22 protein-coding genes, 1 pseudogene and 1 riboswitch are annotated in these 24,084 nt (G+C 39.0%); of the genes and pseudogenes, 12 read left to right on the top strand and 11 right to left on the bottom strand.

What is annotated here, in order from left to right:
- Positions 1-102: 102 nt before the first annotated feature.
- Positions 103-1,275, bottom strand: a pseudogene (locus JK629_RS08275) (bifunctional aspartate kinase/homoserine dehydrogenase I); the annotation flags it as partial.
- Positions 1,257-2,426 (bottom strand): trans-sulfuration enzyme family protein, encoded by a 1,170-nt coding sequence (locus tag JK629_RS08270; protein ID WP_202335190.1) that lies wholly within the window; start codon positions 2,424-2,426, stop codon positions 1,257-1,259. The pseudogene JK629_RS08275 and the gene JK629_RS08270, both read right to left, overlap by 19 nt.
- 127 nt (positions 2,427-2,553) lie before the next feature.
- A riboswitch (SAM riboswitch) is annotated at positions 2,554-2,671 on the bottom strand.
- 243 nt (positions 2,672-2,914) lie between these two features.
- Here JK629_RS08270 and metK point away from each other — a divergent pair.
- Positions 2,915-4,171 carry a methionine adenosyltransferase gene (gene metK / locus JK629_RS08265; protein WP_202335189.1) on the top strand — a complete coding sequence of 419 codons (1,257 nt, stop codon included), beginning with the start codon at positions 2,915-2,917 and terminating at the stop codon, positions 4,169-4,171.
- A gap of 102 nt (positions 4,172-4,273) precedes the next feature.
- Here the strand turns inward: metK and JK629_RS08260 are convergent, their stop codons facing one another.
- From JK629_RS08260 to alaS, 6 genes are all read right to left on the bottom strand, one after another.
- Positions 4,274-4,921: a response regulator gene (locus tag JK629_RS08260; RefSeq protein WP_202335188.1), complete on the bottom strand. Its 648-nt coding sequence runs from the start codon at positions 4,919-4,921 to the stop codon at positions 4,274-4,276.
- 95 nt (positions 4,922-5,016) lie between these two features.
- Complete coding sequence (locus tag JK629_RS08255) at positions 5,017-6,789, bottom strand: tetratricopeptide repeat-containing sensor histidine kinase (RefSeq protein WP_202335187.1); 1,773 nt, start codon at positions 6,787-6,789, stop codon at positions 5,017-5,019.
- Positions 6,790-6,792: 3 nt separating this feature from the next.
- Positions 6,793-7,035 carry a hypothetical protein gene (locus JK629_RS08250; protein ID WP_202335186.1) on the bottom strand — a complete coding sequence of 81 codons (243 nt, stop codon included), beginning with the start codon at positions 7,033-7,035 and terminating at the stop codon, positions 6,793-6,795.
- A 373-nt stretch (positions 7,036-7,408) separates the two neighbouring features.
- On the bottom strand, positions 7,409-7,936 hold the full coding sequence (locus tag JK629_RS08245) for a DUF6252 family protein (protein WP_202335185.1): 528 nt from the start codon (positions 7,934-7,936) through the stop codon (positions 7,409-7,411).
- Between the two features lie 134 nt (positions 7,937-8,070).
- Positions 8,071-9,033, bottom strand: coding sequence for a GSCFA domain-containing protein (locus tag JK629_RS08240; protein ID WP_202335184.1), 963 nt, complete (start codon positions 9,031-9,033; stop codon positions 8,071-8,073).
- Between the two features lies 1 nt (position 9,034).
- Positions 9,035-11,647 carry an alanine--tRNA ligase gene (alaS, locus tag JK629_RS08235; RefSeq protein ID WP_202335183.1) on the bottom strand — a complete coding sequence of 871 codons (2,613 nt, stop codon included), beginning with the start codon at positions 11,645-11,647 and terminating at the stop codon, positions 9,035-9,037.
- 123 nt (positions 11,648-11,770) lie between these two features.
- Between alaS and JK629_RS08230 the strand changes: the two genes are divergently transcribed.
- The 6 genes from JK629_RS08230 to JK629_RS08205 all read left to right on the top strand — a co-directional run bounded on the left by JK629_RS08230 (position 11,771) and on the right by JK629_RS08205 (position 15,881).
- Positions 11,771-12,748, top strand: a complete 978-nt coding sequence (locus JK629_RS08230; protein ID WP_202335182.1) for a M23 family metallopeptidase — start codon at positions 11,771-11,773, stop codon at positions 12,746-12,748.
- 49 nt (positions 12,749-12,797) lie between these two features.
- Positions 12,798-13,127 carry a MerR family transcriptional regulator gene (locus JK629_RS08225; protein ID WP_202335181.1) on the top strand — a complete coding sequence of 110 codons (330 nt, stop codon included), beginning with the start codon at positions 12,798-12,800 and terminating at the stop codon, positions 13,125-13,127.
- A 13-nt stretch (positions 13,128-13,140) separates the two neighbouring features.
- Entirely contained in the window at positions 13,141-13,752 is a 612-nt protein-coding gene (locus JK629_RS08220) for a LemA family protein (RefSeq protein WP_202335180.1), read from the top strand.
- Entirely contained in the window at positions 13,752-14,213 is a 462-nt protein-coding gene (locus JK629_RS08215; RefSeq protein WP_202335179.1) for a TPM domain-containing protein, read from the top strand. Before JK629_RS08220 ends, JK629_RS08215 begins: the two co-directional genes overlap by 1 nt.
- 111 nt (positions 14,214-14,324) lie before the next feature.
- Positions 14,325-15,080: a TPM domain-containing protein gene (locus JK629_RS08210; RefSeq protein WP_225625976.1), complete on the top strand. Its 756-nt coding sequence runs from the start codon at positions 14,325-14,327 to the stop codon at positions 15,078-15,080.
- A gap of 57 nt (positions 15,081-15,137) precedes the next feature.
- Positions 15,138-15,881: a class I SAM-dependent methyltransferase gene (locus JK629_RS08205; RefSeq protein WP_202335178.1), complete on the top strand. Its 744-nt coding sequence runs from the start codon at positions 15,138-15,140 to the stop codon at positions 15,879-15,881.
- A gap of 25 nt (positions 15,882-15,906) precedes the next feature.
- Here JK629_RS08205 and der read toward each other — a convergent pair whose 3' ends face one another.
- Positions 15,907-17,214, bottom strand: coding sequence for a ribosome biogenesis GTPase Der (gene der, locus JK629_RS08200; RefSeq protein ID WP_202338025.1), 1,308 nt, complete (start codon positions 17,212-17,214; stop codon positions 15,907-15,909).
- 81 nt (positions 17,215-17,295) lie between these two features.
- Between der and JK629_RS08195 the strand changes: the two genes are divergently transcribed.
- The gene (locus JK629_RS08195; RefSeq protein ID WP_202335177.1) at positions 17,296-17,823 is read left to right on the top strand and encodes a GTP-binding protein; all 528 of its coding nucleotides are present in this window, start codon (positions 17,296-17,298) and stop codon (positions 17,821-17,823) included.
- 134 nt (positions 17,824-17,957) lie between these two features.
- Here the strand turns inward: JK629_RS08195 and era are convergent, their stop codons facing one another.
- On the bottom strand, positions 17,958-18,845 hold the full coding sequence (gene era, locus JK629_RS08190) for a GTPase Era (RefSeq protein WP_202335176.1): 888 nt from the start codon (positions 18,843-18,845) through the stop codon (positions 17,958-17,960).
- A 100-nt stretch (positions 18,846-18,945) separates the two neighbouring features.
- Here era and JK629_RS08185 point away from each other — a divergent pair, with 100 nt between their 5' ends.
- From JK629_RS08185 to JK629_RS08170, 4 genes are all read left to right on the top strand, one after another.
- On the top strand, positions 18,946-19,116 hold the full coding sequence (locus tag JK629_RS08185) for a DUF5522 domain-containing protein (protein ID WP_202335175.1): 171 nt from the start codon (positions 18,946-18,948) through the stop codon (positions 19,114-19,116).
- A 15-nt stretch (positions 19,117-19,131) separates the two neighbouring features.
- The gene (locus JK629_RS08180; RefSeq protein ID WP_202335174.1) at positions 19,132-21,114 is read left to right on the top strand and encodes a urocanate hydratase; all 1,983 of its coding nucleotides are present in this window, start codon (positions 19,132-19,134) and stop codon (positions 21,112-21,114) included.
- A gap of 12 nt (positions 21,115-21,126) precedes the next feature.
- Complete coding sequence (locus JK629_RS08175; RefSeq protein WP_202335173.1) at positions 21,127-21,666, top strand: DUF4136 domain-containing protein; 540 nt, start codon at positions 21,127-21,129, stop codon at positions 21,664-21,666.
- 110 nt (positions 21,667-21,776) lie between these two features.
- Positions 21,777-22,322 (top strand): hypothetical protein, encoded by a 546-nt coding sequence (locus tag JK629_RS08170; RefSeq protein WP_202335172.1) that lies wholly within the window; start codon positions 21,777-21,779, stop codon positions 22,320-22,322.
- Between the two features lie 51 nt (positions 22,323-22,373).
- On the opposite strand, the gene JK629_RS08165 is transcribed toward JK629_RS08170, so the two are convergent.
- On the bottom strand, positions 22,374-23,975 hold the full coding sequence (locus tag JK629_RS08165) for a T9SS type A sorting domain-containing protein (protein ID WP_202335171.1): 1,602 nt from the start codon (positions 23,973-23,975) through the stop codon (positions 22,374-22,376).
- Positions 23,976-24,084 lie beyond the last annotated feature (109 nt).

The raw sequence follows: 24,084 nt of genomic DNA, 5'->3' as shown, positions 1-24,084 counted from the left end.
AATGATGAATGACTTAAGACGGTAAGACGTAGGACTAAAATTATTAAAAGCTTTTTCTGTCTTATGTCTTACAGCGCAGCGGTCTTAAGTCTTGTGTCTTTTTTAATCTTTATCACTAATCCTCAAAATATCTCCAAAAACGCCTCTCGCAGTAACCGCTGCCCCTGCTCCAGCACCTTGAATCACAATTGGATTATCACCGTAACTTTCGGTGTAAATTTCAAAAATCGAGTCGCTACCTTTAAGTGCTCCCAGCATACTATTTTTGGAAACCGACACCAAACTCACATCCAAAAGCGCGCCCGTTTCCTTTGATAAATCACCGTGCAAATCGGCAACATAACGAAAAACGGAATCTTTCGATTGATTCTTCTTTTTGATTTGAAAGGGAATGTCCAATTCGTTCAATCGCTCCAAAAACTCTTCTTTTGAAACCTTTCGCAAATCCTTTGGAATTAGGTTTTGAATAGAAATATCTGCAAATTCGTTGTGTAAATCCAATTCACGAGCCAAGATAAGCAATTTCCGACCAACGTCATTGCCACAAAGGTCCTCGCGAGGGTCAGGCTCTGTAAATTCTTTGTTGATTGCAGATTTTAAAACCGAACTAAACGTTCTATCCTCTTCCGAAAATGTATTGAAAATATAGCTCAACGAACCCGAAAACACGCCACGGATTCGCGTGATATTTTCACCTGAAAGATGCAATAATTTAATCGTATCAATCAACGGAAGCCCTGCTCCAACATTAGTTTCATAAAGATATTGCCGTTTTTTTGAAATCAACTTTTGGCGAAGTTCTTTGTAAAAATTCAAATCCAACGTATTTGCAATTTTATTTGAGGAAACCAAATGGAAACCATTTTCAACAAAGGCTAAATAATTTTGAACAAAGCCCGAATCAGCCGTATTATCAACTAAAATCAGATTTTGTAGATTATTTTTCTTTGCGAAGGAAATCACTTCTTCGGGAGTATATTCCTTTCCCGATACTGTTTTTTCTTGAATCCAATTTTTGGTTAATCCATTTTGCTGGAGCAATAGGGTTTTTGAATTTGCGATTGCGAAAATATTCAGCTCCAAATCGCGTCTTCGAGAGATTTCCTCTTTCGAAGAAATGATTTGGTTTACTAAATGGCTGCCTACATTTCCGTGTCCGAAAATGGCGATGTTTATTTTTTTCTTTTTAATCTTTTCTAGATTTATCAATTGTTCCAAAGGAAGTTCTATTGTTGCTGCACTCATCTTTTTTCGGTTTAATAGGTTAGAATTTCTTTTGAATTTTCAATGGTTTTGAAGGCCTCCGAAAGATCGTTTATCAAATCTTCCGCATCTTCAATTCCACAAGAAAGGCGGATTAGCGAATCGTTGATTCCTGCATTCAAACGGATTTCACGCGGAATGGAAGCGTGCGTCATTTGTGCGGGATGGCAAAGCAAACTTTTAACACCGCCAAGACTTTCTGCAAGTTTAAAATATTCCGTATTGGTCACGAATTTTACGGCTGCTTCCTGCGTGTCATTTTTTAAGCTGAAGGAAACGATTCCGCCAAACAAACCGTTTTGTTGCTTTTTGGCGATTTCGTGATTCTTGTGGGTTTTCAAACCTGGATAATGCACTTTTGAAACCGCATCCTGACTTTCCAAAAATAGGGCTACTTTGAAAGCATTTTCGCATTGTTTTTTATAGCGAATGTCCAAGGTTTCAATTCCGCGAATGGTCAAAAAACAATCCCACGGACCTAAAATTCCACCCGAAGCATTTTGGATGAATTTTATTTTTTCGGAAAGCTCTGCAGTTTTTGTTACTACCAATCCCGCCACTAAATCGGAATGGCCACCGATGTATTTTGTGCCGCTGTGAATAACAATGTCAGCACCCAAATCAATCGGTTTTTGGGCAATTGGGGAAGCGAAAGTATTGTCCACAACTAAAAGTGCATTTACACTTTTAGCTACTTTCGAAATAGCTTCAATATCTGAAATCTTCAAAGTTGGATTCGTTGGTGATTCAATCCAAACAAGTTTGGTTTTTATTGAAACGGCGTTCGCTACATTTTCAACTTCAGTGGCATCAACATAATTTACTTTTATACCCAGTTTTTCATAAACGTGAGTGAAAAGTCGGTACGCACCACCGTAGATATCATCAACCGCAACTATTTCATCACCTGCTGAAAGCAATTTTAAAACTGAATCAATGGCAGCCAATCCTGTTGCGAAGGCAAAACCGGAATGGCCGTTTTCAAGTTGGGCAACCACATCTTCCAGCACTTTACGGGTTGGGTTGTTGCTTCGGGCGTAATCAAAACCTTTGTTGATGCCCGGCGCTTCCTGGATAAAGGTTGATGTTTGGTAAACCGGGACGGAAATAGCTCCCGTTAACGGATCACTTGGAATGGAATGGATAATTTTTGTTGCACTCATTTTTCTAATTTTTTTGAGTTAATAAATAGATTAAACCAAAAGTCAAAATGCGCCTTGTGACGTACTTCAATAGAAAAATGTTAAAAAGAAAAAAATGAAAAGCAATTTCAGAAAAGAAATTGTCTTGTCGTTATCTATCGCCAATTTTGAAATTCAAAATTGTTGTAGAATGTAGCACCTTCTTTCCGGAGAAAGGGTTGCTAAGGCGTCATAGGGTCTATTCCCTCGGCCTTTCTTGATAACATTTCAATAAAGTTTTGAACTTTGTGAGCGCAAATATAGCGTCAGAAAAATTTAATAACCAAATATTTCGCCAAAAAACTTTAAATAAAATTGCGGTTCATTTAATTTTTTTACTTTTGCCCAAGACAAATTAAGAGGAAAGATTTGACTGATTGCAACCTCAATAAAAAATGCTAAAGGCAGTGAAAACTTCCTCGTCGGCATTCGTCAAATCTTCTGAAAAATATAAATTTTAAAACCATTTTATGGCCTATTTATTTACTTCGGAAAGTGTTTCCGAAGGACACCCAGACAAAGTTGCGGATCAAATAAGCGATGCGCTTTTGGATAACTTTTTAGCATTCGACCCTGAAAGTAAAGTTGCTTGCGAGACTTTAGTAACAACCGGACAGGTCGTTTTGGCGGGCGAAGTGAAGAGCAATACCTACCTTGACGTTCAAAATATTGCGCGTGATGTAATTAATAAAATTGGTTACACAAAGGGCGAATATAAATTCAGTGGGGACTCTTGCGGTGTTATTTCGTTAATTCACGAACAATCCCAGGACATCAATCAGGGTGTGGATCGTGAAAACAAGGAAGAACAGGGTGCTGGCGACCAAGGAATGATGTTTGGTTACGCCACAAAGGAAACTGAAAACTATATGCCGTTGGCGTTGGATATTTCACATAAAATTTTGATTGAATTGGCTGCCCTTCGCCGTGAAAATTCTGAAATAAAATATTTGCGCCCAGACTCAAAAAGTCAGGTTACCATTGAATACAGCGACGATAATATTCCGCAGAAAATCGTGGCAATTGTTGTTTCCACACAGCACGACGAGTTTGATGAAGACGAGCCAATGTTGAAAAAAATAAAAAAAGATATAGTTGAGATTTTAATTCCGAGAGTAAAGAAGCTTTTGCCGGAATATGTTCAGAAACTGTACAATGACGATATTGTTTATCACATAAATCCAACTGGAAAATTTGTAATTGGTGGGCCCCACGGCGATACCGGTTTAACTGGCAGAAAAATTATAGTAGACACTTACGGCGGAAAAGGAGCCCACGGCGGCGGCGCTTTCAGCGGAAAAGACCCGAGTAAAGTGGATAGAAGTGCGGCCTATGCTGCACGGCATATTGCGAAAAACCTTGTTGCAGCCGGTGTTGCAGATGAAGTTTTAGTGCAGGTTTCTTACGCAATTGGCGTTGTGGAACCAACTTCAATTTTGGTGAATACATACAATTCTAAAAATGTTAATTTGTCTGACGGCGAAATCGCAAAAAAGATTTCAGAAATTTTCAATATGCGTCCTGCTGCTATTGAAAAAAGGTTGAAATTGAGAAACCCAATTTATTCCGAAACCGCTTCTTACGGGCATATGGGAAGAGAACCACAAGTTATTACCAAGACTTTTGAAAGCCCCTACAATGGACAGATTACAAAGGAAGTGGAACTTTTTACTTGGGAAAAGTTAGATTATGTTGATAAGGTGAAGGAAGCTTTTCAACTTAAATAATTCTCGACTGCGCTCGAACTGACAATATTAAATAAATTCCAAAATACAAATCCCAGATCCCAAAAGTTACTATTTGGAATTTGGGATTTATTTGTTGGTGCTTTAAATGATATTATGGTTTTTAGCCTTTTGAACAGCTTCTATCTTGCTATGTACCTGCAGTTTTTTGTAGATATTTTCAATGTGTTTGCGCACGGTGCTGGGCGAAAGGAAAAGATGATCAGCAATAACTGTATAGCTCAAACCTTTGCTGAGTTGTTCCAAAACCTCCACCTCGCGTGTGGAAAGTGATATTTCTTCTTGGTCGCGAGGATTTTGTATATCTATCGGGTTTCGGAGCAATTTTAAGGTTTTCATTGCGATGGAGGGATTCATTGCAGCCCCGCCGTTTAAGGTTTCCTTTATGCCCTCGTATAAATCCTTTGGATTGATTTCCTTAAGCAAATATCCATCAGCGCCAGCCTTTATTGCATTGAAAATATGCTCATCGTTATCAAAAGCCGTGAGCATGATTATTTTTATGTGTGGGTATTTCTGCTTTACGATTTGAGTGGTTTCAATACCGCTCAGCACGGGCATTTCAATATCCATCAAAATTAAATCTAGGTTGTGGTTTTCTTCCAATTTTGTTAGTAATTCGGTGCCGTTCATGGAAGTGTGCTTCACGGAAACATCATCAAAAAAAGAGAGTTTTTCCTTCACGGCATTTATAAGAAAAGTGTTGTCGTCAACTATTGCAACTTTAAGCATCTTTTGCGGGTTAGTTGTTTTAAAGATACTAAAAATACCTTTTAAGAATAATCAAAAAAATAGGGCAATTGCCTTATTAGTTTATTTTTTTTGAATCATTTCGGTACCTTCAGCAAAACTGAAGTTCCCTTTTTTGAGGATTTAATTTGAAGCGTGCCTCCAACTTCCCTAGCACGTTTTTTCATATTATTTAATCCATTGCCGAGCTCAGTATTATCCTGGTCAAACCCAATTCCATCATCAGTAATTTCAATATTATATTTGGCCTCCTTTTCAGATATATTAACTTCAATTTCATCTGCAGAAGCATATTTCAAGGCATTGTTAACAGCCTCTTGAATAATTCTGTAAATATTCATTCCCACTACGGAAGAAAAAACATGTGCTTCATCAATATTTCCTTCTATATTAAACGAAAAATCAGTCTTTTCTGAGGCGTTTTTTGCGTGCTCTATAAAGTTGGCGATACGAGCCTGAAGATCTTCAAAGGTTATATTTTCCTTATTCATCGCCCAAATGGTATCGCGCAGCTCATAAATAGTTTGCTGTGTGAAACTGCTGATATTACTGAGTTTGCTGCCTAATTTTTCACTTATATCCGTAAAGCCAAATTTTAAATTATCAATGCTGGAAATGATAAAAGTAAGCTGTGCGCCAATATTGTCGTGAAGATCACGGGATATTCGTAAACGTTGCTCCTGCAGTTTATTTTGTGTCTCAATTTTTGCCAAAGCGGTTTTCAATTCACCTTCTTTTTGAAGCTGACGGTTTCTAAGTTTTTGCTGATTGTAAAGCAAATAGCCGAGCAGGCCAAGAATCAATGCCAGCCCGAGGCTCCCAAAAATAAAAGTGTTTTTACGACGTACCTCCAAATCCTTTTCGGCAAGCTGGGCACGCTGTTGCAGTATTTCGTTTTGTTTTTTTTCTGTTTCAAATTCCACGTTTAAGGCCGCGATTCGCTCCTGCACCTTCAGTCCGTGTACACTATCTTTTATCGCAGCATATTGTTCAAAATAATACAAAGCCGAATCTGTATTTTTTAATTTTTTATAAATATCTGAAAGCAGCTTGTAGTTATACTGTGTGAGATTTTGATACTGTTTCTTTTTTGAAATAGGTAAAGATTTATGTACTAGCGGAATTGCGTTGCGCCATTTTTGCTCTGCAACAAAAACTTCACCCAACTGTGTATAATTTTCAGCAATGCCCAATGAATCTGCCCATTGCAATCGTTGCTGAAGGGATTTGCTGAAATATTCCCTCGATTTTGAAAAATTTTCCTGCAAGCCATACACGCCGGCCAAATTACTCCAACTATAGGGTATGCCTATGGTGTCGTTGAGCTTCAGTTTTATTTGTAAGCCTTTTTCAAAATAGAAAAGAGCGCTATCCAGCTCTTTATTTATTTCTTTCAAAACGCCGTAGTTGTTATAAATATCCTTTAGTTCATTCTCAAAATTATTGGCTTCAGCAATGGCCTTTCCTTTTTGCATGTAGTAAAGTGCCTTTTCCATATCACGGTACTTCATGCTATAGCCCATTTCGGCATAATAATCAGCAACTCGGTCCAGTTGGTTTAGTTTTTCATAAATCTTTATCCCTTCAATGGAACTTTTGGTGCTTTCCTCATATTTTCCTTGGTAGGCATACACCAAACTCAGTTGTGAATGTGCGCCTGCCATTCCTAATTCATAGGAAATTTTCTCGGCATCTTTTAGGTTTTGTTGAAAAAGTGCAACAATGGAATCTTGTGGAATATTGAGCCCTTGGACATAAAGTGTATTTATGGAATCAATTGTTTTCTTGCTCTGTGAATACGTGGCGGTGAAATTCATTAGCACCGGAAGAAACAGTAAAAACCTAAACATAAACTATAATTTTATTTCAGATTGAACCACCAGAGCCTCGTGTAAATTGTACTGCATAAATTGATAGTTGTTGAGATGCTGTTTTCTAAAGTTTACCTGCCCATAATTTATGGATATTGCACTTTCCAACTCAGAAATGCTTTGCGCATGGGCTCTGCCGAGTGCCCTATTTTCCATATACGCCCAAATCAGCATTCCCAAAATTGAGAAGAGTAGTACTATTGTGAAGATTAGCTGCAACATCATAAGTAACTGGTTATAAACCTTAAATATATATTTCTTTTTTGTTTTTACCCATAGGGCATCTGCCTTATTTGTTTTGTAAAATAATAAACCCCATAGTTGAACATGGGGTTTTTATTACTTTAGGCGCTCCTCACTTCGCCCTCAGCGTGAAAATAATCTGGTTAGTAGATCATTTTAAACTTCTTATACAAAGATGCCTTTACTAAAAGGCAAAAGCAATAAGGCAGTTGCCTTATTTCCGAAAGCACATTGTCCATAAAACTTTAGGAAATAATTAAATTTCTCAACCTGTAAAAAAAACCGGAGGAAAAACTTGCGTTCTGCCCCCGGCCCACGTAAAAACCTCAACATAGAGATTTCCTTCAAAAATTTATTACTGATTGGTCACTTCAATATTAAACTGTCCATCGGTTACTGAAACACTCTCGCTGGTGTTGTTCAAATTATAACCAGTAAAATTAAACGTACCCTTAATTGTATTTCCGTCGTAACTGGAAATGTTTATCGTACCATTGTTTCCTTGTCCGGTTCCAACAGTTGAATAAACAACTACTGTATTAGGATCTGGATTACTTGGATCTGGCAAATAACTATAGGTGCCTATATTAACAAAATTCAAATCGTAGCTACCCTCACCGTCAAAACTTGTGAGAATAATTTGTAGGTTTTCAGACTGTTCAGTTCCACCACTAATGGCAATCGCCTGTCCAGCACCAGAGTTTGTTACTCTCGCAACTACTGTTCCTTGCATTCCTGAAAAGTTGTTTCCATCAACTTTTGCGGTAAAAGTCCCTGAACCACCTTGTGGGTCATCGCCGCCATCGTCGTCTTTTTTACAAGAAGTTAAACTTACGGCAACAATTGCCATTAATACTAAAATAGATTTTTTAAATGTTTTCATAATGTTTGGTTTAATATTCCGCTTTATGCGAATACGTGATTATTGTTGAAGCAAAATTGACCCAAACCGAAAGTTTTTACAATAGGGCAATTGACGTATTATACAATTATGAATGCGGAATTATGAATCCAGAATTAAAAGTTTATGTGCGGAAATTGTTTCTTAACTGAAGAAATTTTCTGTTGCAGCTTTTCCGAAAATTGAAGATGTTCAGTGCTTTCCGGGTTCAAAGGTCTATGTTTTAAACCATTTTGAATGGAGGCAATTTCTTTTTGAAGCGTTTCTGTTTCTGAAGAAATCCAAACCTTTGAAAATTTTTGCCAAATGATTTCTATGGCCGTTTTGTTTGGGTGAAGCATATCTTCGGCATAAAAACGATAATCGCGCAGCTCGTCCATCATAATTTCAAAAGAAGGAAAATAATGGGAATGTTGATTGCTGGTTTTTGATTGCTGATTTTTGAAGTTGTGGATTGCAGAAAGTAAATGTGCTTTACTAAGGGAGTTTTCCGCGAAACCATCTTTAATATGACGCACTGGAGAAACGGTATTTATTATCGTTGCTTCCGGATTTATTTCTGAAATTTTACTGTAAATGTTTTGTAGACTTTCTGAAATTTCCTCGATTGAAAGTAACTCTTTCGTAAAATTTTTCTGTGGAAGTTTATGGCAATTGGCCACTATTTCGTTCCTTTCTATTTCCCTGTAAACCCACGCAGTTCCAAATGTGAAAATAATATGGGTTGAAGAAAAAAGTGCTTCGCGAAGTTTTTGTAGCGCTGAATTAAGATTTTCTAAAAATTCGTTTTTATCCAAAGCGGAAAGCTCGGAATGGCTTTCAAAACATTTCCAAACTTCGTTGTGCTGAAAAATATCCTCTTCGGAAAAAGAAACGTTATCAATTGCGCGAACAATGAATTTTTCATTGGAAACAGGATTGAAGATTACTCCAAAAGGATTCTGCAGATTTTGGAATTTGTAATAATCAAACTTCCCTCCAATATTTTCCGAAAAACAACTTCCCAATAAAAGAATCTTCGATGAATAATCTATTTGATTTTCTTCGGGTTTTAATGGTATTTCGGTTTGTAATTTCAAATTATTTCAAAAAATCCTTTGCTTTTTCCAGAGCTTCTTCAATCCCTGCAGGATTTTTTCCGCCAGCCGTGGCAAAGAAGGGTTGTCCGCCTCCGCCGCCTTGGATACATTTCCCAAGTTCGCGGACGATTTTTCCGGCATCCAGCTTTTTTCCAGTAGCCAATTCCTTTGAAATATAGCAAGCCAACAACGCTTTTCCGTCGTGTTCGGCACCAAAAACCAAAAACAGATTTTCAGTTTCGCCGCCCATTTCAAAAGCCAAATCCTTCATTCCGCCAGCATCCAAATCAATTTTTTTTGCAAGGAAATTCACACCGTTTATTTGCGCAATTTCAGCTTTTAATTCGCCTTTTAGATTCTTCGCTTTATCCTTTAACAATTGCTGAATTTGTTTTTGCAAATTGCTATTTTCTTCCTGTAAACTTTCCACAGCTTTCACAGGATCTTGTGCATTGTTCAACGCTTTTTGAAGCAATGCGAATGATTCACTCCTATCAATAAAATATTGTTTTGCAGCATCGCCAGTAATTGCTTCAATCCTTCTAATTCCAGATGCAACCGCCCCTTCGGAAGTAATTATAAAATGCCAAATATCATTTGTATTCGGCACGTGTGTACCTCCGCAAAGTTCCATCGACTTTCCAAATTTTATTGCACGCACACTATCGCCATATTTTTCACCGAAAAGTGCTATGGCACCTTCGTCAATAGCTTGTTGGTACGGGATATTTCGTCTTTCTTCCAACGCAATTCCCTCGCGGATTCTTGCATTTACAAAATCTTCAACCTGTTTCAATTCCTCATCGCTAACTTTTGCAAAATGCGAAAAATCAAAACGCAGATTCCGGCTGTGGACCATACTTCCCTTTTGCGCAACGTGCTCGCCAAGAATATTTCGCAATCCTTGGTGCAGCAAGTGCGTTGCGGTGTGGTTTGATGCAGTTCGGTTTCGTTGTTTTTCATCAACCACCGCTTTAAAAGTAGTTTCAACATTTCGCGGAAGTGTTTTTGTGAAATGGATTATTAAATTGTTCTCTTTTTTGGTATCCAAAATATAAGTTACCCCACCATCGGCAGCTTCCAAATACCCTTTATCGCCCACTTGGCCTCCACCTTCGGGATAAAAAGGCGTTAGGTTGAAAACCAATTGGTACATTTCGCCTTCCTTTTTACTTTCCACTTTGCGATATTTTGTAATCCGCACCTGTGTTTCCAAGGTATCGTAGCCCACAAATTCCTCCACGTCATCTTTCTCCAAAACTACCCAATCACCAGTTTCCACTTTTGTTGCGGCGCGGGAACGATCTTTTTGTTGCTGAAGTTCAGCGTCAAATTCTTTTTCGTTTAGTGAATAACCGCGTTCGCGAAGAATCAAGGCCGTTAAATCTATCGGAAAACCGAAAGTATCGTAAAGTTCAAATGCTTTTTTGCCTGAAATTTCCTTTGAATCAGCAGTTTCAATAACATTTTCAAGCAAAACCAAACCTTGATCAAGGGTACGCAAAAACGATTGTTCTTCTTCACGAATTACGTTTGTGATCAGGTTCTTTTCATTAATCAATTCTGGGAAAGCATCGCCCATTTGCGCGCTTAATGTGTCAATCAATTTATAAATGAAAGGTTCTTTTTTGTCCAAAAACGTAAATCCGTAGCGGATTGCCCTTCTTAAAATTCTTCGGATCACGTAACCCGCTCCCGTATTGCTCGGAAGTTGTCCATCTGCAATTGAAAATGCAACCGCGCGAACGTGGTCTGCAATAACACGGGTTGCGATGTCTTTCTTTTCGTTTTTTCCGTATTTAGAATCTGTAATTGTTTCTATTTCGCGAATCAGTGGCATAAAAACATCGGTGTCATAGTTGCTTTGTTTACCCTGCAACACCATACACAACCTTTCAAAGCCCATACCCGTATCTACGTGCTGTGCGGGCAATTTTTCAAGACTGCCGTTTGCTTTTCGGTTGAATTGCATAAAAACTAAGTTCCAGATTTCAACCACTTGTGGATGGTCGTTGTTCACCAAATCCTTTCCGGGAATTTTTGCTTTTTCTTCCGCAGAGCGAATATCCACGTGTATTTCGCTACAGGGACCGCACGGACCTTGATCGCCCATTTCCCAAAAATTATCCTTCTTATTTCCGTTTAAAATTCGGTCTTCGGGAACAAATTGTTTCCAAAAATTGTAGGCTTCGGTATCGCGCTCCAAACCTTCACTTTCATCGCCTTCAAAAATGGTCACGTATAGAATTTCCTTATCAATTTTATAAACTTCGGTCAAAAGCTCCCACGCCCATTCGATAGCTTCTTTTTTAAAATAATCGCCAAAACTCCAGTTGCCCAGCATTTCAAACATTGTGTGGTGGTAGGTATCCATTCCCACCTCTTCCAAATCGTTGTGCTTACCGCTTACGCGCAGACATTTCTGTGTATCGGCAATGCGGTTGCTTTTTGGTTTTCCGTTTCCAAGGAAATATTCCTTGAACGGAGCCATCCCGCTATTGGTAAACATCAGCGTTGGATCGTTTTTTACAACCATTGGCGCAGATGGAACAATGAGGTGCTGTTTGGACTTGAAAAATTCTAAAAATTTGGAACGGGTTTCCTTCGAGTTCATTTCTTATAAAATTATGCTAAAATTAAGGGTTGGGCGCAGTGGCAAACAATTTCTATATTTGTAAAAACGTTACCTTTACTTCGCGCGAATAAGCAACGCGCAAAAATAGCAATTTTTTAACGCATGTCTAAGGTTAAATATTACTACGATAGCGAAACGCTTTCGTACCGAAAAATAGAAAAGAAAAAAGGCCGAAAACTAAAGATTTTCGTTCTGAGTCTGTTGGGTATGTTTCTAAGTGGTTTTTTGCTGCTTTTAGTCTATATAAACCTACCATCAGTTCAAACCCCCAAGGAGTTGGCGCTACAGCGTGAGCTGAACAATATGCAGCTTCAATTTGAACTTTTAAACAAAAAAATAGAGCAAGCACAGGCAGTACTTGCTGAAGTTGAGGATAGGGACAACAATCTGTATCGTGTATATTTTGAATCAAATCCAATTCCGGAGGAGCAGCGTAAAGCGGGTTTTGGAGGTATAAACCGTTACAAGGATTTAGAAGGATTTAATAATTCAAAATTAATCATAAACACAACCCGCAATTTGGATATTTTGACGAAACAGATTGTTGTACAGTCCAAATCATTAGACGAAATAGTAAGACTTGCAGAAGAAAAGGAAAAACTATTGGCCGCCATTCCTGCCATTCAGCCTGTAAAAAACGAAGACCTTACACGAATGGCTTCTGGCTACGGTTACCGTACAGATCCATTTACAAAAGCGAGAAAGTTTCATTACGGAATGGATTTTACCGCTCCGCGAGGAACACCCGTATATGCCACCGGAGACGGCAAAGTTACACGTGCTGACAATACTGCCACGGGCTATGGAAACCACGTGGTGATAGATCACGGATATGGGTATGAAAGTCTCTATGCGCACCTTTACAAATACAATGTTCGTCCAGGACAAAAGGTACAGCGCGGCGACATTATAGGTTTTGTAGGAAGTACTGGAAGAAGCGAGGCGCCTCATTGTCATTACGAAGTATTTAAAGATGGCGAACGCATTAACCCGATTAATTTTTACTATGGAAGTTTGACTTCGGAAGAATTTGCTGAAATTTTGAGAAAATCTCAAGAAGAAAACCAATCTTTAGACTAAAATTCTAAATTCCAAAGAAAAGAAAACTCATAACTCATAACTAAAATTAATGCACATAGACCTACCCGAAAGATTATATTACAATATTGGCGAAGTAGCCGATGCTTTCGGAGTGAATACATCGCTTATACGTTTTTGGGAGAAGGAATTTGATGTGCTAAAACCAAAAAAAAATGCCAAGGGCAACCGAAAGTTTACCCCCCAAGACATAAAAAACCTAGAGCTTATTTATCATTTAGTAAAAGAACGCGGTTTTACGTTGGAAGGCGCTAAAATACATTTAAAGGAAAACAAACAAAAAACACTGGACCAGTTTGAGATTATTCGAAAACTGGAATCGGTAAAAGCAGAACTTTTAAAAATCAAAGAACAACTCTAAATTCACCATCATCATGAAAAAATGGTTACCCATCATTATTATTTTAGGCCTAATTTTAATTATTGGAGGCTATTTGGCCAGTCTCAATAACAAATTGGTCGTTTTGGACGAAAAAGCCACTGCACAATGGGCAAATGTGGAAAGCTCCTATCAACGCCGCGCTGACCTCATACCAAATATTGTAAGCACAGCAAAAGGCTATGCCGAATTTGAACAGGAAACGTTGGTTGCCGTTACAGAAGCCAGAAGTAAAGCTACATCCATAAACATCGATCCTTCAAACATTACCCCGGAAAAACTGGCACAATATCAAGAAGCACAGGCAGGTGTAACCTCTGCACTTTCAAGATTGTTAGCTGTTTTTGAAAGGTATCCTGATTTAAAAGCGAATGAAAACTTTAAGGAATTGATAAACGAACTGGAACGCACCGAAAACCGTATAAACGTGGAGCGAAACAGGTTTAATGAAGATGCGCGAATGTTCAACACTGAAATAAATCAATTCCCAACAAAAATATTTGCAGGTATGTTGGGCTTCCACGAAAAAGCATACTTCAAAGCTGATGCCGGCAGCGAAAATGCGCCAAAAGTGAATTTTGATGACTTAGGAAATGATAAAGAGTAATGTCTAAAGTTGAAGATTTTCTTACTTCTGAAGAAGAAGCCGCAATAATTGAAGCCATTCGCATTGCCGAAAAAAACACCTCGGGCGAAATACGGGTACATTTGGAACCCACTTCCACCTCTGCTGAAGAGCCAAACGAGCACATTGACGCCTTTGACCGTGCCGCGGAAGTATTTGATATGCTGAATATGGACAACACCAAGGAAGGCAATGGCGTGCTTATATATGTTGCTGTACAGGATAGAACGCTTGTAATTATGGGCGACAAAGGCATAAACGACATTGTGGGCCAGAATTTTTGGGAAAGCACTAAAGACATCATTATCAATCATTTTAAAAATGGCGATATGAAACAAGGTTTGGTAGAAGGTATCTTAAAAGCTGGCGAACAATTGAAAAAACATTTCCCTTATCAAAAGGATGATAAAAATGAATTATCAAACGATATTTCGGTAGGGTAAAGCACCTGCTCCCAAAGGGAATAGAGATACTTTTAATGGCTCCAATTTTAAACTTTTTAAACCTATAAACTCATCAACTTTCTATCTAAATATTGTATTTTATTTTCATTTTTGGGAATTTTTATTTTCCCTAAAAATGTTTCGGCCCAATATGAAATTCCGCCAAAGCCCGAAAAGCAAACTTCACTTTACGATTATATAAACCTGCTTACACCTTCACAAAAAACTGCATTGGAAAATAAGTTGATTCGTTATGCCGATTCTACTTCCACACAAATTGTTTGTATTATTATCGGCTCTACAAACGGCGAAGACATTTCCATGCTCGGTGCAGAATGGGGCCAAAAATGGGGCATTGGCCAAGATGGCGAAGACAATGGAATTGTAATCACGCTTGCAAAAGAAGACCGCAAAGTTGATATAAACACGGGTTACGGCATTGAATACCGAATCACCGATTTAATGGCCGAACGCATCATAAACCGAATTATGATTCCTGAATTTAAAGCAGAAAATTATTACGAAGGTCTTGATAAAGGAAGTGATGCCATTTTTGCAGCATTGAAAGGCGAATTCAAAGAAGACCGCGATTTCGGAAAAAAGGACGGAACACCCATCCCTTTTTTCATCATATTCATCTTTATCATTATCATTATTGCGCTTATGCGAAAAGGAGGGCGCGGCGGTAAAGGTGGAGGCGGCGGAAGCTTGCTGGACATTATTGTGCTGAGTAGCCTTGGTCGTGGTGGTTTTGGCGGTGGCGGCGGAAGCTTCGGCGGTGGCGGAAGTTTCGGTGGCGGTGGCGGCTTTGGCGGCGGTTTCGGTGGTGGCGGTTTCGGTGGTGGCGGAGCTAGCGGTGGTTGGTAAAAACACATCCCTTTCCAACCCTCCTTTCAAAGGGAGGGAGTTCAAAAAATAAAGAACATGGAAAAATTTAAAGATAATTTTTCAAAACAATCTACTGCTTACCAAAAGTACAGGCCCTCCTATCCCAAAGAATTATTTGACTATTTGAGCACTCTAACCAAAAATTACGATTTAGCTTGGGATTGTGGTACTGGCAACGGACAATCGGCTATAGGTTTGGCCAATTATTTTGAAAAAGTTTATGCCACCGATCCGAGTGGGCAACAAATTTCAAATGCACAATCACATCCAAAAATTACTTATAAAGTTGAAAAAGCTGAAAGTTGTAGCTTAGCGAATAATTCTGTCGACTTAATAACAGTGGCCCAAGCACTTCATTGGTTTAATTTCGAAAAATTTTATTCTGAAGTAAAACGTGTTTTGAAACCGGAAGGAATTATTGCTGTTTGGACTTACAGTTTGCCAAGAGTATCTTCAGAAATAGATAAATTAATTCTTCATTTTCACGACAACATTGTTGGTGAATTTTGGCAAAAGGAAAGTCAACTTGTTGCTGAAGAATATAAAACCATTCCCTTCCCCTTCAACGAAATAGAAACGCCTTCCTTTAAATTTCAAAAAGAAATAACATTGGAAGATTTAAAAGGGTTACTCATTAGCTGGTCTGCTACCCAAAGATACAAAGACAAAAATAGGACTGATCCAATAATACAAATTGAAAAAGAACTAGATAATCTTTGGAAAAAACTGGACGTAACCCAACTTGCTACTTGGGACATTTTTTTAAAAGCAGGTAAGTAGTTGAATAACTAACCGACTATTGCCTTTACTTCTTCCTAAAATAAACCGTAATAGGAACTCCCGAAAAATCGAAGTTTTCCCTTAGTTTATTCTCAATAAAACGCTTATACGGATCTTTCACATACTGCGGAAGATTACAGAAAAACGCAAAACTTGGATACGGAGTTGGCAACTGCGTACAGAATTTTATTTTTACATATTTCGCTTTGTAAGCCGGCGGCGGATATGCTTGGATAATAGGGAGCATTACTTCGTTCAGCTCACTGGTCTTAACTTTTTTGCTTCGGTTTTGGTAAACCTGTACCGCTGTTTCAATGGCTTTATAAATACGTTGCTTTGTAAGTACGGAAACAAAAACAATGGGCACGTCCACAAAAGGCTCAATTTGCTGACGGATGTATTTTTCATAATCCTTAACACTACTGCTTTCTTTGTCTTCCACCAAATCCCACTTATTGGCAAGTATCACAATTCCTTTATTATTGCGTTGTGCCAGCCAAAAAATGTTCTCCACCTGTCCGTCAAAACCCCGGGTAGCATCAAAAATAAGGATGATAACATCGCAGTGTTCTATAGCACGGACGCTTCGCATTACGGAATAAAATTCGAGATCTTCCTTTACCTTGCTTTTTTTGCGGATTCCGGCAGTATCAACCAAAATGAACTCAAACCCGAAACGGTCATACTTTGTATCAATACTATCACGCGTAGTTCCCGCAATATCGGTAACAATATATCTGTCCTTGCCAATCAACGCATTGATGAAAGAAGATTTTCCCGCGTTCGGACGACCCACAACTGCAAAACGTGGTAACTCGCTATCATCCGGCTCTTCCCTATCCGGCAATGCCTTCACCAAATCATCGAGCAATTCACCAGTTCCACTTCCGTTTATACTTGAAAGATTGTATTGGTTTTCAAAACCAAGTGAATAAAACTCCAAAGCATCATTAACTCTTGAAGCAGCATCCACTTTATTGATGGCCAAAAAGATGGGTTTTTTTGAACGGCGAAGCAGTTTCGCTACCTCTTGGTCCATTCCGGTAACGCCGCTTTCCACGTCAACCATAAAGATTATGGCATCTGCTTCATCAATAGCTAGTTCCACTTGTTTGTCTATTTCAGCTTCAAAAATATCGTCGCTTCCCTTTACATAACCTCCAGTGTCAATTAACGAAAATTCCTTTCCGTTCCAGTCACTTTTTCCGTAATGGCGGTCACGCGTAACGCCGCTCACAGCATCCACAATGGCTTCCCTACGCTGAATCAATCTATTGAAAAAAGTGGATTTTCCCACATTTGGTCTTCCTACGACGGCAACAATGCTCATAATCTTAATTTTAGGGTGCAAAAATAGCTTTTAGTTGGCAGAAAAAATACTATTTTAACGGCTTTAAAAATAAATAATTAAAGAATGCTTTCCAATGAAATTGTATTGCGTCCACGTTTCCAAATGGAACTTGAAGAACCTTGTTCACAATTGGTTATGAAATTTTCGGAAGTTAAAGAAATACAAAATAGATTTATAATTTCCTGCGTGGACGATCATATTTTTATAAAATTACCGAAAAGGGAACAGCACTTTTGGTCGCCGCAACTGCATTTGGAAATAACGGAAAAAGATGAAAACTCCTGTTCCCTCAACGGTTTTTTCGGGCCAAATCCAACTGTGTGGACCATGTTTATGTTTCTGCATGTTGCGGTTGGAATTCTATTTATGGTAGATTTGACTTGGTTGTACTCCAATTACAATTTGGGAAACCCGATAACCATTCAAATCATTATTGCAGTTGTTTTGGTATTGGCTTGGATTTTACTGTATTTCGCCGGAGCCATGGGAAAGAAAAAAGGAAAACCCGGAATGCGCGAACTGTATGATTTTATGAATGAGATTGTTGAAAATTCCAAATTTCAAATTCCAAATTCCAAAACATCCCCCTAACCCCCTTCAAAGGGTGAATCGCCCTCCCTAAATGAGAGCCGGGACTCTTTTATTCACCGAATTGCAAGTCTTGGATTTTGGAATTTATTCGGAATTTGAGATTTATTTGGAATTTGGTGCTTGAAATTTGGAATTTATTTCTGGTTGTACCCAAATCGCCGTAGCTGCTTTTCGTTACTTCTCCAATCTTTATTCACCTTCACATAAAGTTCCAAATGAATTTGCTTTCCAAAGAATTTCTCCAAATCCTTTCGGGCTTCAGTGCCCACGCGCTTTAAAGCTGAACCTTTGTGACCGATGATAATCCCTTTTTGCGTTTCGCGCTCCACCATAATTATACTGCGGATTCGGATGATATTTTCGTCCTCAAAAAATTCCTCGGTATCAATTTCAACGGAATAGGGAATCTCCTTTTTGTAGTGCATCAATATTTTTTCGCGAATGGCTTCGTTTACGAAAAATCGTTCGGGCTTATCGGTGAGTTGGTCTTTTGGATAAAAGGGCGGCGATTCGGGAAGCAATTCAATAATTCGATTAAAAACTTCGGGAACCCCAAAATTTTGTAGCGCAGAAATCGCAAAAATTTCAGCATTAGGAACTTTTTCCTGCCAAAGCTTTAAGGCTTCGGAAAGCAGCTCCTCGTTGCCTTTGTCAATTTTATTTATCAGCAATAAAACTGGAATTTTTGAATTTGTTATTTTGTTGAAAAACGCCTCATCTTTCAGCTCCTTTTCGCCCAATTCCACCAAATACAGCAGAATATCGGCATCCTCAAAGGCAGATTTCACAAAATCCATCATACTTTCCTGCAGTTGGTAGGCAGGTTTTATGATTCCGGGTGTATCGCTCAAAAGCACTTGAAAGTCATCGCCGTTCACAATTCCCAAAATTCGGTGGCGCGTGGTCTGCGCCTTGGAAGTAATAATGGAAAGCCGTTCACCCACAAAAGCGTTCATCAACGTGCTTTTGCCCACGTTTGGGTTTCCAATAATATTTACGAATCCGGCCTTGTGTTTTGTCATTTCTTTGGAATTGATATTGCAAATTTAAGGCTTAAATCCCGAAACAATGGATTTGGTTCAATTTTAAAACTTTCAGCCTTGAAATCCTTACTTTTGTGACATGCTTTTTCCAAAGAAAAAAATAGAGCTCGAAGAAGGCGATTATTACCTTACGCCCGAAGGCTACAAGTGTTTTACGGAACAGTACCACTTAAAACGCGGATATTGCTGCGAAAGTGGCTGCCGTCATTGTCCATATGGGTTCAATAAGAAAACTGGGAAGCATCAATAAAAATATTTTTAGAAAATGACTTTTAAAGAACAAATTCAACAAGGCATTCCATCAGTTTTACCTGAAAAGAAATCTTACGATCCATCCATAAACCACGCGCCAAAGCGGAAGGAAATTCTTTCAAAGGAAGAAAAGGAACTTGCCCTGCGCAACGCCCTTCGCTATTTTGAGCCAAAACACCACGCCACGCTTCTACCCGAATTTCGCGAGGAGCTGGAAAAATACGGGCGCATTTATATGTACCGTTTTCGTCCCGATTATAAAATGTACGCACGACCAATTGAGGAATATCCCGGAAAATGTGAGCAGGCAAAGGCGATTATGCTAATGATTCAAAACAATTTGGATTATGCCGTGGCGCAACATCCACATGAGCTGATTACTTACGGAGGGAATGGCGCGGTATTTCAAAACTGGGCGCAGTATCTTTTGGTGATGAAATACCTTTCGGAAATGACCGACGAGCAGACTTTGGCAGTTTATTCAGGGCATCCAATGGGTTTGTTTCCTTCACATAAAGACGCGCCCCGAGTGGTGGTTACAAATGGAATGATGATTCCGAATTATTCAAAACCTGACGATTGGGAAAAATTCAATGCGCTTGGCGTAACCCAATACGGTCAAATGACCGCGGGAAGCTATATGTACATCGGCCCACAGGGAATTGTACACGGCACCACGATTACGGTTTTGAACGGTTTCAGAAAAATTAAAAAAGAGCTAAAGGGCGGTTTGTTCGTAACTTCCGGTCTTGGCGGAATGAGCGGCGCGCAACCCAAAGCCGGGAATATTGCAGGCTGTGTTACGGTCTGCGCCGAAGTGAATAAAAAAGCAACTGAAACCAGACACAGCCAAGGTTGGGTAGATGAAGTGATTTCAGATTTGGATGCACTTTCACAACGCGTAAAAGAAGCATTGGCGAATAAGGAAACCGTTTCGATAGCTTACGACGGAAATGTGGTGGAAGTCTGGGAAAAATTTGCCGAGGAAAACATTTATATCGATTTGGGAAGTGATCAAACCTCGCTTCACAATCCGTGGGCGGGAGGATATTATCCCGTTGGTTTGACGTATGAGGAAGCCAACGAAATGATGGCCAATAATCCTGAAAATTTCAAAAAGGAAGTACAAAAAAGTTTGCGCCGCCAAGTGGAAGCTATTAATAAGCACACTGCAAAAGGCACGTATTTCTTCGACTATGGAAATGCATTCCTTTTGGAAGCCTCTCGCGCAGGTGCCGACGTAGTTTCCGAAGAAAAAAATAAGGAATTCAAATATCCATCTTATGTGCAAGATATTATGGGCCCCATGTGTTTCGATTACGGTTTTGGACCGTTCCGTTGGGTATGCGCTTCGGGAAAACCTGAAGATCTACAAAAAACTGATGAAATAGCTTGTGAGGTTTTGGAGGCATTGATGAAAAATTCGCCAAAGGAAATCCAGCAACAAATGCAGGATAACATCACTTGGATTAAAGGCGCGCAGGAAAACAAATTGGTGGTCGGATCGCAGGCGCGTATCCTATATGCAGATTCTGACGGGCGTGTGCAGATTGCTTCGGCTTTCAACAAAGCAATTTCCGATGGAAAAATTGGTCCAGTGGTTTTGGGGCGTGACCATCACGATGTTTCGGGGACCGATTCGCCGTATCGCGAAACTTCTAACATATACGACGGAAGCAGGTTTACGGCCGATATGGCCATCCAAAATGTAATCGGCGATAGCTTCCGCGGGGCAACTTGGGTGAGTATCCACAACGGTGGTGGTGTAGGTTGGGGCGAAGTAATAAACGGCGGTTTCGGAATGGTTCTTGATGGTAGTACAGATGCGCAACGGCGACTTGAAAATATGCTGTTTTGGGATGTAAATAACGGAATAGCCAGACGCAGTTGGTCACGGAATAATGAAGCTGTTTTCGCAATAAAACGAGCAATGCAAAATAATCCGCAATTAAAGGTTACGCTTCCAAATTTCGTTGATGATAAATTATTCAAATAAAAAATTAATCTTATGAAAGCACTTAAATTTTTACCGCTGTTGTTTCTTTTTGTTTTCGCATCCTGCTCCACTGTTCGTGTGGCAACGGATTTTGACAAAGAAGTAAATTTTAATCAGTACAACTCCTTCGCTTTTTTTAAGCCTGGAATTGACAAAGCCCAGATCAGCGACCTCGATAAAAAACGTATTCTTCGAGCCATTGAAGAAAATCTTACCGTAAAAGGAATGTCAAAATCTACCACTCCAGATTTACTCGTTAGCATTTTCACCAAAGAGCGTGAGCGTGTAGATGTTTACAATAATAATTTTGGCTATGGCTGGGGCTGGAATCCTTGGTATTATGGTGGCTATTACGGCGGAAGCCACGTTTCCCGTTCTACCGAAGGCACACTTTACATTGACCTAATTGACGCTAAAACCAATAATTTGGTTTGGCAAGGTATGGGCAGCGCAGATTTGGTTACCAGTGATATGGAACGAAAAGAAGAACGTATTCGTGAAATTGTAATGAAAATTTTAGCAGAATATCCGCCAGGAACGTTGAAGAAATAATTTTAAAAAGGCTTTTATGCAAATGTATAAAAGCCTTTTTTTTATCTTTATAAATAATTTTTTGGACTCTTTCAGAAGGGCAGTAACGTAAAAAATAACCAAGAAAGAAAATGATAAAACTTTCAAAATACAACCAGCGATCATTATATGGCGGATTAATTGCTGCAATTATCACCGGAACCGGAGTTTTTCTTTTGGGAAATATTTCAGGATATGAAGCAAAAAAATTGATTACTTCTTCATTACCTGGAATAAACATGCTCTGCAACACCATTGTGTTGGCTTCTGCAACTATTTTGGCACTTTTGTTAACTCTTTTGGGAATAAGTTCAGGATCCAAATCAAAATTAAAGCAAGCCCATTATACACAAGTAATGACTATTGCTAAGTTAGATACCATACTTTTTATTATAGCCATTATACTTTTCCAGATTTTTAATATTCCCATTACGGAATCAGAGGAGCTACCTACCTCTTGGTATTCAACCATTTATTGGGCAACGCTGTTTCTTTCCTCATTGCTCAGCGGTGGTATGGTTTCGGTTATTTTAATGCTTTATAACACTGTTATCAATATGATAAAAATCGTTGGGCTGGGTGAAAAAGATCATCCCCTTGTTTTTCATGAAGATAATAAAGATAAAGAGGAAGGATAAAAAAGTCTTCCCATAGAACAGAAAGACTTTTTTCAAATAAGCATATATGCCTTATTTTTTAATTATTTTCATTCTCTTTACGCCTCCTTTATTCGTAGAAATGTTCATAAAATAAATTCCAGTATTCCACTTTTGTGTGTTGATTTTTATTTCGTTTTCACCTTTATATTTTTTGCCAAATAACTGTTGCCCCCGAATATTAAATATTTTAATTTCTGCAATATCTGAATTACTTTTCAAAACCATTTCATCTTCCACGGGGTTTTTGAAAAAGACGGAAACATTTGAAAAATCTTCAATTTCAGCAGTCTCATCAACTACGTTTTGTGCGTAAATTTCTTTTCCGTTGCCTTTGTCCTCAACAAAAACAGCCACATTTTGCATATTGCCTTCTTCAGTGAAATTCACCCTGCTCTTAGCGGCCGCAAAGGTGGCGACCGGCCTTGTTTCTTCCGGCCAGGCAAAGTTTCCATTTTCATCCAGATAAACCACGTTCAGAGTGGTTGGCGTAGCTCCATTGTTTTCTCCTTCTTCCATCAAGAAAAGAGGACTGCCATCTCTTAGCCGAAGTGACCCTTGATGTGACTTATCATTTCCCAAAGGAAATAAAACCTTTGCATTATCTGTGAATTCACGCGCTCCGGAATCTTTATCAAATTTCTGTACGTATTCCCCACGCTCACTTTGGGTAGCATTGCGATAGGTAGAAATAGACCACACATACTGTGACCCTGGCTGAAAAGCAATTTCAGTTTCCATTTCATAATCGGTTTGATTTATATCGAAATCTGAACCATTAATTCCCCAGGGAAGTGATCCATCCGGGTTTATTCGCTGTAAATAAGAATCAAAACGGGTACCGGTAGAAGAAAAATAGCCCATATAAACCACATCTCCATCCTGTACACCTGTATAAGCGCGGTTAAAGGCAGTAGCTCCATCTGCAATTTGAACAGCATTTGACCAAACCGGATTCCCATCGGAATCGTATCGTTGAGCATATAAAAATGAATTTATTCCGCTTAAAATGGAATGATAAACCACTACAAAATCATTATTGGAGAGTTCAAATAAATTGGCAGCCGTTGTATTTCCAGACCCAATTGTTTTAGTGCCAGGCCAAACTGCATTTCCGCCGGAATCGTATTTTTGCATCACTGCCTCACCGGAATCATGCCAAGAAATAATGGCATCTCCAGAAGATAATGGCAATATGGTCACCGGTACTCCAGTTCCTAAATTAATACCGTTAGCACCCCAAAGGTGGTTTCCGTCACTATCCATTTTAAAAGCATGGGCCGAAAAATCTGTAGTTCCAGTAACTCCTATATATAAATTATTATCGGCATCAACAACAGTATTCATAATAACCGTAAATGTGCTCATTGATAGTTGATCGCTTACAAGCAATCCATCCTCGCCAAACTTTCGGTTGCCATCTGCATCCATAACCTGCATTCTAAGTTCAATATTGGTCGGTGCTCCAACGTTTTTCCAATATACCACATAGGTCTGTCCGTCAGATGTTCCGCGCGCCTGAACATCGAGTTCGCCAGATTCTGCAACCAGCGTATTGGCATCCGTATCTGTAGTCCACTGGGCAGTGGCAACAAACATTGTTAAAAAACAAGAAATTGTAATAAGTGTTTTCATGTCAGTTTGATTTTGAATTATTTTTTATATTGAGAGCAATATCCTTATTGTAGGTTCGACGATAGATTAGGGCCAGATCGTTTTTACAATTTATAATAAAGTCTGATTT

The sequence above is a fragment of the Aequorivita iocasae genome (assembly GCF_016757735.1).
Classification (GTDB): domain Bacteria; phylum Bacteroidota; class Bacteroidia; order Flavobacteriales; family Flavobacteriaceae; genus Aequorivita; species Aequorivita iocasae.
The sequence above is the reverse complement of the archived record's forward strand: the minus strand, read 5'-3'. Positions and strand labels throughout refer to the sequence as shown.